Here is a 12,485-nt window from a genome sequence, read left to right as displayed (position 1 = left end):
AGGATTTGTCACGCCCAAATCGATGGCCACGTGTTCGGTGGAGTCGGCGTAGGAACTACGCCGGCTTCACCGACACGTGGTTCCTTTCAAATGCAGTTCTGTGCACGAGCAACGCCCACGCCGTACGAACCATTTTGTTGGCTATCGCCACGGCGGCGACGTTAGTCGGTCGTCTCTGACGCAGCCGGTCGCACCAGACTCCCTTCTCTTTCGATCGGAACAGCACTGTGCGGGCTCCGTGGATTAATAAGGTGCGCAGATAAACATCGCCGCGCTTGCTAATCCCGCCGAGCTGAACTTTGCCGCCTGTGCCGGTTTGGCGAGGTACAAGGCCGAGGAAGGCGGCTAGCTCTCGTCCCGATCTGAAGGCTTTGGCGTCTCCGACCGTCGCAACTAACGCGGTTGCTGTGAGCATGCCAATGCCCGGAATGGCGGCGATTGCCTGACAGTCCGCCTGGCGCTTCTGGCAGCCTGTCAATTGCCGCTCTAGGTCGGCAATCTGCTTGTCTAGGTCATCGATGCGACTGAGTTGGTCGCGAATAGGCCCAAACAGACAGCCAGGCAGCGCTTGTTCTACTTGATCGAGATGCTGCCGAATTTCTGCCAAGCCGGCTCTGCGGCCTGTCTTGAAGCAGGTGCCATATTCGTACAGCAAGCCGCGCAGTTGATTGACCTGCATGGTTCGCATTTTGACCAATAGCGCGCGCATGCGATGCAGGGACAGTATGGCTTGCTGATCCTCTGTCTTTGGTTCCACCGTGCGCATCGCTGGTTGTTGTGCTGCCGTCCAAATTGCCTTCGCATCAGCAGCGTCCGTCTTGTTGGTTTGGACGAAGGGTCGGACGAACTTCGCATGTAGTAATTTGACCTGGTGGCCCATCGACGCAATTCGGCGAGCCCACCAGTGCGCGCTGCCGCAAGCCTCCAACGCCACTTGACCTGGCTTCCGCTTGCAGAGGAATTCGATAAGCGCCTGTTTGCCGAAGCGCCGGCTTACGATCTCACCGCTCTCAGCTTCAACCCAGTACAAATGGAATACATGCTTTGCGACGTCCAGGCCGTATGTCGTAGTATTCATTTCGGGTCCCTCCGTTCCTCTAGTGGTGGCGACATCTACCACTCTGGCACATTGATGCCGTTCGGTCCTGGAGGGGCCCCATCATGATTCCTGAGGCTTCAGCCATACCGCCCGACGGCTCGGGGCGAGACGCGTTCATACCATCTTCGAAGAATTCCGGGGACTGAGTTTCCACATTTCGTATCCTAATGGCCGTTAAGACGGCTGTTGAGGAACGGGATGCTGGATCGGAAGACGCTGCAGGCCTTGGGCTGCTGGGATGGCTACAAGCTCGATCGGGTGGTATGGCCTGAAGGCGAAAGCCGTACGCTGGCGCTGTACCTGAAGCCGGTCAGCAAGGTCATGTACTGCGAGGAATGCGGATCGAAGTGCCGGCAGGTCCATGAGACGGTGATGCGGCGCGTACGGGATCTTCCGCTGTTCGAGTACCGGGTGGTGCTACATGTCCCCCGCAGGCGCGTATGGTGCGATCAATGTGGCGGCCCGCGACTCGAGCGACTCGAATGGCTGGGGCGCTACCAGCGTGTCACAGCCAGGCTGGCGCAGGCTTGCGGGCAGTTGCTGCGTCACTGCACGGTGCAGGCCGTGGCGGCTTTCTATGACCTGGGCTGGCATACCGTCAAGACGATCGACAAGGCGCGCCTGCGCGAGGTAGTCGTCGAGCCAGACTGGTCCAGCATCCGCTACCTGGCCATGGACGAATTCGCGCTCCACAAGGGCCATCGCTATGCCACGGTGGTGGTCGATCCGATTGGGCGGCAAGTGCTCTGGATCGGTCAGGGCCGCTCGCGCGAAACAGCACGGGCCTTCTTTGAGCAGCTCCCGGCGGGCGCGGCCGAGCGCATCGAAGCGGTTGCCATCGACATGACGACTGCCTATGAACTGGAGATCCGCGAGCATTGCCCACAGGCAGAGGTGGTCTTCGACCTCTTCCACGTCGTGGCCAAGTACGGGCGCGAAGTGATCGATCGGGTCCGTGTGGACCAGGCCAATCGCCTGCGACATGACCGTCCCGCCCGGCGGGTACTCAAGTCCACGCGCTGGCTGCTACTGCGCAACAAGGAGAACCTGAGCGACGCTCAGGCTGTGCATCTGAACGACGTGCTGCAGGCCAATCAGCCGCTGCTGACGGTCTACATCCTGAGGGACGAACTCAAGCGGCTGTGGTTCTATCGCCGCCCGGGATGGGCGCAAAAGGCGTGGGAGCATTGGTGTGAACAGGCAAGCCAGAGCCGGATTCCTGCTCTCGAACTGTTCGCCCAGCGCCTGAAAGCCTATTGGCACGGCATCATCGCCCGATGCCGGCACCCGCTGAACACGAGCGTCGTAGAGGGCATCAACAACACCATCAAGGTCATCAAACGTCGGGCCTACGGCTACCGTGACGAGGAGTACTTCTTCCTGAAGATCAAGGCAGCCTTCCCCGGAATTCCTCGTTGAACCTTTTTTTTTGATGGATTGCGTTTCAGGGGCCGCCCCAAGGCAACCCTCGGCTACCCGCAGGCCTTGCTCAGGCCGCTTCTTCCGTCACCTGCTCGCCGTCAGCCATCCGTTGCGGCAACCGCACGATCATCTTCGCACCGCCTTCCGGCAGCGATTCCGCCGCGATGCTGCCCCCGTGGGATTCCACGATGTTCCGGCAGATGGACAAGCCCATGCCCATGCCGTCCGCCTTGGTCGTGTAGAACGCATTGAACAGGTGATCCATGTCCTTGTCGGGAATGCCCGGCCCCGTATCGCTGACCACCAGCAACACCGCATGGTCCGGCATGACGCGGCTGGCCAGCGTGAGCCGGCGCCGGCCGGATACGTGCGACATGGCCTGCGCGGCGTTCACCATCAGGTTCACCAGCACCTGCTGCAGTTGCGTCCAGTCGCCGTGAATCTGCACGTCGTCGGCATTCAGGTCCAGTTCGGCCGATACCTGATGGTCCTGCAGCTCGCGCCGCACCAGTTCCAGCGAAGCCATCACCAGGTGGTCGACGCCGATATCCACGTACTTGGGTTCCGACTTCTGCGCCATGGCGCGGATCTGCCGGATGATGTCGTTGGCGCGGCTGGCGTCGCGAATCACCTGTTCGATCGACTCGGTGGCTTCGGCAATCTCGGGCTCGTCGCGCTGCAGCCAGCGCAGTGCCGAGCTGCCGCAGGTGACGATGGCGGCCATCGGCTGCGTGACCTCGTGTGCAATCGATGCGGCCAGCTGGCCTAGCGTGGTCACGCGCGATACGTGTGCCAGTTCCGTCATGGTCCGATGCAGCGCCTGCTGGGTCTCGATGGCGTCGGTGGTGTCCATCAGGGCACCCACATACTCGTGCTGGTCGCCGGTGGTGGCGCTTCGGCGCGCCACCAGGTGCACATGACGGATCGAACCATCGGGCAGCAGCAGCCGATGCCGCAGGTCCACGCTCTGCATGCCGCCGAGCATGGCGGCATGGACACGCTGCACTTCGGCCAGATCGTCCGGATGCACGCGCGTGAGCACCATGCCGAAGTGGGGCGCCTCGCCGCGCGAGTAGCCCAGGATGCGGAACGCTTCGTCCGACCACGTCATCGTGTTGGCCGGCAGGCGCAGCGCAATACTGCCGGTCTTGCTGAGCCGCTGCGCTTCGGCCAGGAACGCTTCGCTGCGCGCCAGGGCGGCCTCGGTGCGGCGCCGGCGTGCCATGTCGGCCAGGTTGCGCAGCGCCAGCAGCGTGGTGGTGCCGATGGCCAGCAGGGCAAAGACAAAGCGCGCCAGCTGTCCGTGGTCGGGGTCCGGGTTCTGCGAGAAGGCAAAGGCCACCACCGTCAGCAGCAGCGCCATGGCAGCGGTGACCCGCGTGGCGCGGATCGAGCCGGTCAGCGCCACCAGCAGGATGACGAGCACATAGACCACCGCGATGGCGAAATCGAGTGGCGTGAGGGCGTCGATCGCGAACACGCACAGGCCCAGAAGGCCTGCCGCGCCCATCAACAGCCGGTTGGTGGTTGGGTTGTACATGCCCTTTCCGCTCGTCTTGCTGGTTATCGGTATGCCATGCCCATGACCGGCAGCATGATCCGACGCTGATATTAGCGCTGGATGACTGGTCGAGGAATCATATGAAGGTATAGGAGATGTCCATGCATTTGTCGCCATCTCCGAACCACGGATGCGATTCCGAAACCGGTTGATCTGGGGACAATCGGCGTCATTGGCACAGGCGCACAGTCGAGATGGACACTCGCCCGCTCCGCAGGCGGCCGCGAGTGCACAGAATCGGGGCACATCGCCCCTTGGCAAGCCCTACTGGAGCCCATCATGACGAATACCCAACTCGACGATCCCGGCCTGGCCGTAACCGAAATCTCCGACCATCTGAACCGGCTGCTGGCCGATGTCTTCGCGCTGTACCTGAAGACCAAGAACTTCCACTGGCACATGTCGGGCCCGCACTTCCGCGACTACCACCTGATGCTGGACGAGCAGGCGACCCAGATCTTTGCGATCACCGACGACGTGGCCGAGCGCGTGCGCAAGGTTGGCGGCACGACGCTGCGCTCGATCGGCGCCATTGCACGACTCCAGCGCGTGCGCGACAACGACGCCGAAGACGTCTCGCCCAAGGCCATGCTGCGCGAACTGCATGCGGACAACCTCAAGCTGGTGGAAGCCATGATGGATGCCCACGCGGTGTGCGACGACCATGCCGACGTGGCCTCGGCCAGCCTGCTGGAAAACTGGATCGACGAGGCGCAGCGCCGCGCCTGGTTCCTGGCGGAATCGGTCAAGTAATCCGGCAGCCACGTTCCGGCGCCCACCGCCGGAACGCGGAAGCGGCGTGTTATCACCGCAATCAGCTTGACGGCGCGGGGCCCAGCGACTGCGCGACCCATAGGTCACAGATGGACTGCCAGGCCGAATCCGGTCCGTGGCGCGGAGTGAAGAAGCGGGTTCAACAGCGTGAGGCCGCAATGGCGCGCCGGCCACGATGTGCGAAAGCCCTGCCGGCCCGGAGGCCCGCAGGGCTTTCTTGTGTTTGCCCGGCATGGGGGCTGCGACTCAGGCGGCCACCTTGCCGCGGAACACGTGGTACTGGTACAGGTTGTAGCCCAGCATGACAGGCAGCAGCACGCCGATGCCGATCAGCATGAATACCAGCGTGTGGTCGTCAGAGGCCGCATCCAGCAGCGACAGCCGGCCCGGCACCACGTTCGGGAACAGGCTGATGGCCAGGCCGCCGAACGACACCAGGAACAGCAGCACCGCGGCGCGGAACGGCGCGCGGCGGCTGCCCGTCCAGGTCGACCCGGAAATCCAGGCGACCGCCAGCGCGGCCACTACGCCCAGGGCCACCAGCACGGCCAGCACGCCATGCTGGTGCCAGCGCTCGGTGCCGATCAGGCTCAGCCGCAGCGTGGCGCCAGAGAGCACCAGCGCGCTGACCACGGTGATCGGCAGCGTCGCCAGCGTCCAGTGGCGTGCCGACGCCTCCACCGGGTACGACGTCTTCTTGATCAGGTAGGTGGCGCCCAGCAGCGCATAGCCGGCGGCTACGCCCACGGCGGCAAACAGCGTGAACACGGCGTTCCACGTGCCCGGATTGAGCCCGGTGATGATGCGCCCCAGGATCACGCCCTGGGCCACGGCGGCCAGCAGGCTGCCGATGCCGAAGATCCTGTCCCAGAACGGGCCGCGATGCGTGGCATGGCGGAACTCGATGGCCGCGCCGCGCATGATCAGCCCGGCGATCAGCGCCATCAGCGGCAGGTAGAGCTGGGGCAGCAGCATGGCATAGGCAGCCGGGAAGGCGCCGAACAGGCCGCCCCCCAGCACGACAAGCCACGTTTCGTTGGCATCCCAGACGTGGACGATCGATTCGACCATCACGTCGCGCCGTTCGCGCTCGGGCTCGAACAGGCTCAGGATGCCGATGCCGAGATCAAAGCCGTCCGTGACGACATAGGCGGCCAGCATCAGCCCCAGGATGCAGAACCAGAGCGACACCAGCAGGGTGTGGGCAGAAGTTTCCATGGCGAAGGTCCGGTGGTCAGTAGGTACTGCGCTCGGCGGTGGCCCGCAGGGCGGCGGGGACGGGTGCCGGCGCCGTGAGCGTCAGGTCCGGCCCCTGGCGCAGCCAGCGCGCGGCCAGCCACGTGAAGGTCACCAGCAGCACTGCGTAGAAGGCGCCGAACATCGCGATGCTGCCCGTCACGTCGGCGGTGGTGATGGCGGTCGAAACACCTTGCGGCGTGCGTAGCAGGCCATAGACCAGCCACGGTTGGCGGCCTACCTCGCGTACGATCCAGCCGCACTCGACGGCCAGGTACGGCAGCGGAATGGCGACGATCCACGCCAGCAGCAGCGCACGGTGCTGGCTCAGGCTGGCGGGCTGGTGGCGCGTGCGGCGCAGCACCCGCGCCGTCCACAGTGCCAGCACCACGAACAGCACGCCAATGCCGGCCATCACGCGGAACGCGTAGTAGAGTAGCGGCAGCATCGGGGGCTGGTCGGCGCGCGGAATGTCCGCCAGGCCCGTGACGGTGCCATGCACCTTGTGCGTCGCCAGCAGGCTCAGCATGCCGGGGATCTCGATGGCCCAGTCGTTGCGCTGGGTGGCCTGGTTGGGCCAGGCCAGCAGCGACCACGACGCGGCCGTGCCCGGCGCGTTGGTCTGCCAGTGGCCTTCGATGGCGGCGCCCTTGGCCGGCTGCGTCTCGAAGACGTCCACGCCGCTGCCATCGCCCAGCCATACCTGCAACGGTGTCACGATTACCAGCAGCACCATGGCCAGCCGGAACGAGCGCGCAAAGAACTCCGGCTGCCGCCGCTTCAGCAGATACCAGGCCGAGATGCCGGCCACCACCACCAGCCCGGTTTCCAGCGCGGCCAGCCACATGTGGCCGATGCCCCAGAGCGCGTCGGGATTGAAGATCGCGTGCAGGTAGTTGGTCACGACGATCTTGCCGTCCGTCACCGCCACGCCGGCCGGGGTCTGCATCCACGAATTGGCCACCATGATCCAGAAGGCCGACAGCGACGATCCCAGTGCCACCATGCCGGTGGCGAACAGGTGCACGCCGCGCGGCACGCGATCCCAGCCGAACATCATGATGCCGATGAAGCCGGCTTCGAGCATGAACGCCATGGCGCCCTCGAAGCCGAGGATGTTGCCGAAGAACTGCCCCGTGAACTGCGAGAACGCGCTCCAGTTGGTGCCGAACTCGAATTCCATCGGGATGCCGCTGACCACGCCGACGGCAAAGTTCAACAGCAGCAGCTTGCTCCAGAAGCGCGCGTGGCGATACCACGCCAAGTCGTTGGTGCGGATCCACAGCACTTCGACGATGAACAGGAAGGCCGACAGGCTGATGGTCAGGATCGGCCAGAGAATATGAAAGATCGCGGTGAAGGCGAACTGCAGCCGCGACAGGTCTGTGACGTCATGCATGGCGGGTTACCGGGCGTTGGATCGGTAGGCGATGGTGGGCTGCGCATCGTCCAGCACGGGCGCCAGGGCCACGCCGGCGTTGTCCATGGCGGTGGCCAGGATCATCGCGTCGGCGTTGAGCGCGGGTGGACGCGAACGCTGTGGCCGAAACACCAGGTCGCTCTTGTCGATGGGCTGGCCGGACAGCGCGCAGACGCCGGTGTCGCGCGCCGAGCCGATGGTCCAGACCTGCGCCCCGTAGCGGCAGTGCGTGGCGTCGCGCCAGCTCACCACCGCCATGGCGCCACTGAGCCGCTCGATGATGCTGACGATCGGCGCATGGGCACGCAGCGCGTTGTCCTCGGCCGTGTAGGTCAGCGCGGCTTGCGTCTGCCGCTGCGGTTCCAGCAGGGCGATGGTGCGCAGCCATGCGTCGCAGGCGCTGTCGCGCACGTTCGCCAGATCGCGGGTGTCGACGGATGCGGAGTACAGGATTTCAGCCATGGGAGCTCCCGGGAGTTGAGGTGACCTTGACGCGCCAGCAGTGCGGCGTGTCGCCGACGAAGCGCTTGAAGACCGTCGTGAAATGGGCCTGCGAACGGAATCCGCAGCGCATGGCCACTTCCAGCACGCTGCCGTCACCGCCGCGCAGCAGGTCCTGTGCGTGTTCGATGCGGCGGCGCACCAGGTATTCGTGCGGGCGCATGCCCGTGGTGCGGCGGAACTGCGCGGCAAAGTACATGCGCGTGAGCCCGGTGCTGCGGGCGATATCGGCCAGCCCGATCGGGGCCGATAGATTCGCGTCGATGAACTCGATGGCGCGGCGCAGGCGCCATTGGGGCAGCGTGGTCACCGCACGCGTGCTCGATGCGATGCGCTGGAAATGATTGGCCACCACGCGGGCCACGATGGCCAGCGCCACGCTGTCGGCAAAGATGCGGCCCAGCCCCGGGTCCTGCGAATGCGCTACGGCCAGTGCCTGGCCCAGCCGTTCCAGCGCCGGGTCGGCATGGAAGAACGGATCGTCGAGCCGCAGATCGCCATCGTGGGCGTGGCCGAACTGGTCGGCATAGCACGCCGCCAGCACCGACTGGGGCACGAACAGGTGCAGCACGTCGCTGGCCGATGCGTACACGGCGCTGGTGGCGATGCCGGGCGCGGTCACGTGGACCGCGCCGGCGCCCAGGCGTCCGTCGAACACCGGCATGCCGCCACACAGGAAGCGGATCGAGCTGGACCGCAGGTTGATGGCGATGCAGTGCCGGGTCGGATCGCCGGTGTGCGACACCATGTCAGGCGGCTCGCCGTCGCAGGTCCAGCGCGACACCACGATGGCGTCGCGGTGACCGGGCGCGGTAACCGCCTCGGGTGCGTGGCGCCAGCGGGTTTCGCACTGGACGAATCCGGGTGCCTGTGCGGCGGCAACGCGCAACTGGGGCGCGGCCCTGGCGGGCGTGGCGGAGGGGGTGTCAGGGGCGTCGAGGACGACGGTCGCTACATCTTTCATGGCAGGGCTCCCGGGATGCGGTGTCGGTGCGGCGGCGGGCATTCACTCGGCGTACTGGAGGAACGCGACGGCAATCAAAATCAGGTTCAGCACGGCGAGGACGATCCAGCCGTACATCAGCAGCAGGCTTTCCTGTTCGGACATGACGGCCCTCACAGGTGGTGGTGGTGCGACAGTACGGCGTGCGCCGCGGCGTGAACGGGCTCGATGGCCTGTTGCCACATGCCGTACACCATGGCGCCGGCCACGCCGACCGTGGCGAAGGCGAGAGTGATGGCGATGATCGGCATCCAGAGTTTCTGGTGTGTCATGGTGCGGCTCCCGTGGAAGCAGTCTGTGGTTGACTGAATGCTAGGAGCCGGGGACGGATGCCCACAATTGCCGCGTAGGTGGTGCGGTGTTAAACGAAGGTATAGGCCGGGCCAACGCAATGCACCGGAACGGGGCGGATTGGGGCGGTCCCGCCACCCGGCCGTGCCATCCCGAAATAACGTGGCGTTCGCAACCACGGCCCGACGCGCCAGCGGCCATCATTCCCGGCATCAACCATCGGAGTGGGGCCGTGATGCATGCCGCTACCGGATGGCGGCACCTGCCCGTGGCCGCCGCCGTCCTGACTACCCTGGCGCTGACGGGCTGCGCCGCGTTCGACCACAGCCGCCCCACGCAGGCGCCTGCAGTGGTTACCGACACCGCGCAAAGTCTGCCGGCCCAGCATGGCCAGTGGCCGTCGCAGGACTGGATCGACCGTTTTGGCGATCCGCAGCTTGGTGCGCTGGCGCGCGAGGCCGTGGCCGGCAGCCCGACGCTGCAGGCCGCGCAGGCGCGTGTGGAGGCGGCCCGGGCCGTGGCCGAGGGCGCGCGCAGCGGCCTGTATCCCGATGTCGATATTCGTGGCGGCGTGTCGCGCCAGCGTATTTCGGAGACCGACCTGCTTGGCGCCACGCCGCTCTCGGGGCGCTGGATCAACCAGGTGCAGTTATCCAGCGGGCTGACGTATGACCTGGACTTCTGGGGCAAGCACCGCAGCGCGCTGCAGGCCGCGCTGTCTGGCGTGCGCGAGGCCGAGGCCGAAGACCAGGCCGCGCAGTTGCTGCTGACCACGGGCGTGGCACGCGTCTATGCGCGGCTGGCCACGCTCTATGCGTTACGCGACATCACCACGCAAACGATTGCCCAGCGCCGCGAACTGGCTGCGCTGGGCAAGGCCAGGCTGGTGGCCGGGCTCGACACCCAGGTGGGCATCACGCTGCAGGACGCCGACCTGGCCAGCGCCGAGGCCGATCTGACCCATATCGACGACAACATCGCGCTGACTCGCCACCAGATTGCCGCGCTGCTGGGCAGGGGCCCCGACCGCGGGCTGGCGATTGCCCGCCCCGTGCTGCTGACGGGCGCGGGCGGCCAGCCGTTGGCCGGACTGCCCGATGACGCGCGCATTGGGCTGCTGTCGCGCCGCCCGGAACTGGTGGCTGCGCGGTGGCGCGTGGAGGCTGCCTCGAAAGACATCGAGGTGGCTCGCGCGGAATTCCTGCCAGACGTCACGCTGTCGGCCATGGCCGGGCTGACCACCATCACGCCGTCCGATTTCCTGCTTGGCGCGAGCCGCGCCTTTGCATTGGGTCCGTCGCTGCGGTTGCCGGTGTTTGAAGGCGGCCGGCTGCGCGCCAACCTGCACGGGCGCTACGCCGATTACGACGCGGCCGTGGCGGACTACAACCAGACGCTGACCAATGCGCTGCGCGACACGGCCGATACCGTCAGCAGCCTGCAGGCCGTGGCCGCCGAGACCGCGCAGCGGCAGCGTGCCCTGGCGCTGGCCGACCATGCCTATACGCTGGCCGCCGGCCGCTGGCAGGCGGGCCTGGCCAACCAGCTGGCCGTGCTGACGGCGCAGGACAGCGTGCTGGCGCAGCAGCGCCAGGTGGCACAGCTGCAGGGGCAGCAACTCGATCTCCAGTTCCAGCTGGTCTGGACGCTCGGCGGCGGCTACGTGGGGCCGTTGCCGGACCACGCCGCAGCCCAGGCCACCGCGACACCCCATCCCACGACCCCCACACCATGAACACACTCGCAACGCCCGCCGCGCCCGCCGCGCCCGCACCGTCGGCCGAGATGCGGCCTGTGCCGCGCCGCCGACTGATCACCGTGGCCGTGCTGGTCGCCGTGACGGGCATCGGCGCCGGCGCCTACTGGTGGACCATCGGCCGGCATTACGCATCCACCGACGACGCCTATGTGGCCGGCAACGTGGTGCAGGTCACGTCGCTGGTGCCGGGCACGGTCGTGTCGATCGCGGCCGACGATACCCAGCGCGTGACCATGGGTCAGCCGCTGTTGGGGCTCGACCCGACCGATAGCGAGGTGGCGCTGCAGCAGGCCGCCGCGCAACTGGCCGAAGCGGTGCGCCAGGTGCGCACGCTCTATGTCAACAACGGCGCGCTGCAGGCGAACATCGCACAGCGGCAGGCCAACGTGGAGAACGCCCGTGACGATCTACGCAGGCGGATGTCGGTCGACGGGACCGGTGCCGTATCGAAAGAGGACGTCGACCACGCCCGGTCCGCGCTCAAGGAAGCGCAGGCGGCGTTGCGCGCCGCGCAGGAGCAACTGGCATCGAACCTGGCCCTGACGCACAACACCACCGTCGCGCAGCATCCCGACGTGGCGCGTGCCGCCGCCAGCTATCGGGCCGCCTACCTGGCCCACGCGCGGTCGACGCTGCCGGCGCCGGTCACCGGCTTCGTGGCGCGCCGCGCGGTACAGGTGGGCCAGCGCGTGGCGCCCGGCGTGCCGCTGATGGGCGTGGTGCCGCTGGACCAGGTCTGGGTGGACGCCAACTTCAAGGAAAACCAGATGCAGGACATGCGCGTGGGCCAGCCCGTGTCGCTGGTGGCCGACTTCTATGGCGGCCAGGTGCGTTACGACGGCAAGGTGGCGGGCTTCGCGGCCGGCACCGGGGCCGCGTTCTCGGTGCTGCCCGCGCAGAACGCCACGGGAAACTGGATCAAGGTGGTGCAGCGGCTGCCGGTCCGGATCACGCTCGATCCCGCGCAACTGGCGGCCCATCCGCTGCGCATCGGCTTGTCGATGCGGGCGACGGTGGATGTTCACCAGCACGACGGCGCCAGCCTGAACACGCTGCCGGCCGTGACGCCGCTGTCGACGGACGTCTACGCATCCATAGGCCGCGATGCCGACGCGAGCATCGCCAGGATCATCGCGGCCAACGCGGGTTGAGGGTCAAGCGAGTCACGCGCGTCAAGGGAGCTGGAGGAGCTGGAGGAGCTGGAGGAGCTGGAGGAGCTGGAGGAGCTGGAGGAGCTGGAGGAGCTAGGGGGCGTTAAGGAAGTTAGGAGCGTCTCTCTTGCCGCGCCGGCTGGCTCTGTAGTGGTCAAGTTTTTTCAGACAGGTATTAGGGTGGTCTGTTGGAACTTGTCCTCGTAGTCTGTTGGCGACGTGTAGCCCAGTGTCGAATGCAAGCGCACCGGGTTGTAGAAGCCCACGA

The 12,485-nt window shown here is 66.3% G+C and carries 11 protein-coding genes; 4 read left to right on the top strand and 7 right to left on the bottom strand.

Translation table 11 applies throughout. The features are described from left to right. Positions 1–55: 55 nt before the first annotated feature. Positions 56–1,078 (bottom strand): IS110 family transposase, encoded by a 1,023-nt coding sequence (locus tag CYJ10_RS08515; protein ID WP_101681088.1) that lies wholly within the window; start codon positions 1,076–1,078, stop codon positions 56–58. 219 nt (positions 1,079–1,297) lie between these two features. Between CYJ10_RS08515 and CYJ10_RS08510 the strand changes: the two genes are divergently transcribed. Further along, the gene (locus CYJ10_RS08510) at positions 1,298–2,518 is read left to right on the top strand and encodes an ISL3 family transposase (protein ID WP_101681087.1); all 1,221 of its coding nucleotides are present in this window, start codon (positions 1,298–1,300) and stop codon (positions 2,516–2,518) included. A 70-nt stretch (positions 2,519–2,588) separates the two neighbouring features. On the opposite strand, the gene CYJ10_RS08505 is transcribed toward CYJ10_RS08510, so the two are convergent. Then, positions 2,589–4,061 (bottom strand): sensor histidine kinase, encoded by a 1,473-nt coding sequence (locus CYJ10_RS08505; RefSeq protein ID WP_101681086.1) that lies wholly within the window; start codon positions 4,059–4,061, stop codon positions 2,589–2,591. Positions 4,062–4,361: 300 nt separating this feature from the next. Here CYJ10_RS08505 and CYJ10_RS08500 point away from each other — a divergent pair, with 300 nt between their 5' ends. Next, positions 4,362–4,835 (top strand): Dps family protein, encoded by a 474-nt coding sequence (locus tag CYJ10_RS08500; protein WP_101681085.1) that lies wholly within the window; start codon positions 4,362–4,364, stop codon positions 4,833–4,835. Positions 4,836–5,102: 267 nt separating this feature from the next. Here CYJ10_RS08500 and CYJ10_RS08495 read toward each other — a convergent pair whose 3' ends face one another. From CYJ10_RS08495 to CYJ10_RS34050, 5 genes are all read right to left on the bottom strand, one after another. After that, entirely contained in the window at positions 5,103–6,074 is a 972-nt protein-coding gene (locus tag CYJ10_RS08495; protein WP_101681084.1) for a cytochrome d ubiquinol oxidase subunit II, read from the bottom strand. A gap of 16 nt (positions 6,075–6,090) precedes the next feature. Then, positions 6,091–7,491, bottom strand: a complete 1,401-nt coding sequence (locus CYJ10_RS08490; protein ID WP_101681083.1) for a cytochrome ubiquinol oxidase subunit I — start codon at positions 7,489–7,491, stop codon at positions 6,091–6,093. Between the two features lie 6 nt (positions 7,492–7,497). Continuing rightward, on the bottom strand, positions 7,498–7,974 hold the full coding sequence (locus tag CYJ10_RS08485; protein ID WP_101681082.1) for a DUF3331 domain-containing protein: 477 nt from the start codon (positions 7,972–7,974) through the stop codon (positions 7,498–7,500). Beyond that, positions 7,967–8,977, bottom strand: coding sequence for a helix-turn-helix transcriptional regulator (locus CYJ10_RS08480; protein ID WP_101681081.1), 1,011 nt, complete (start codon positions 8,975–8,977; stop codon positions 7,967–7,969). Before CYJ10_RS08480 ends, CYJ10_RS08485 begins: the two co-directional genes overlap by 8 nt. Positions 8,978–9,129: 152 nt before the next feature. Beyond that, positions 9,130–9,288 carry a hypothetical protein gene (locus CYJ10_RS34050; protein WP_180862872.1) on the bottom strand — a complete coding sequence of 53 codons (159 nt, stop codon included), beginning with the start codon at positions 9,286–9,288 and terminating at the stop codon, positions 9,130–9,132. Between the two features lie 254 nt (positions 9,289–9,542). On the opposite strand from CYJ10_RS34050, the gene CYJ10_RS08475 reads away from it, so the two are divergent. Together CYJ10_RS08475 and CYJ10_RS08470 are read left to right on the top strand one after the other, a co-directional pair. After that, a complete protein-coding gene (locus CYJ10_RS08475; RefSeq protein WP_101681080.1) occupies positions 9,543–11,042 on the top strand; it encodes an efflux transporter outer membrane subunit in 1,500 nt (499 codons plus the stop codon). Beyond that, positions 11,039–12,217, top strand: coding sequence for an HlyD family secretion protein (locus CYJ10_RS08470; protein ID WP_101681079.1), 1,179 nt, complete (start codon positions 11,039–11,041; stop codon positions 12,215–12,217). The genes CYJ10_RS08475 and CYJ10_RS08470 overlap by 4 nt, the downstream gene beginning before the upstream one ends. Positions 12,218–12,485 lie beyond the last annotated feature (268 nt).

The organism is Cupriavidus pauculus, from assembly GCF_002858765.1.
GTDB classification, from domain to species: domain Bacteria; phylum Pseudomonadota; class Gammaproteobacteria; order Burkholderiales; family Burkholderiaceae; genus Cupriavidus; species Cupriavidus pauculus_B.
Note: the sequence above shows the minus strand (reverse complement) of the source record. Positions and strands in the feature narration are given on the sequence as shown.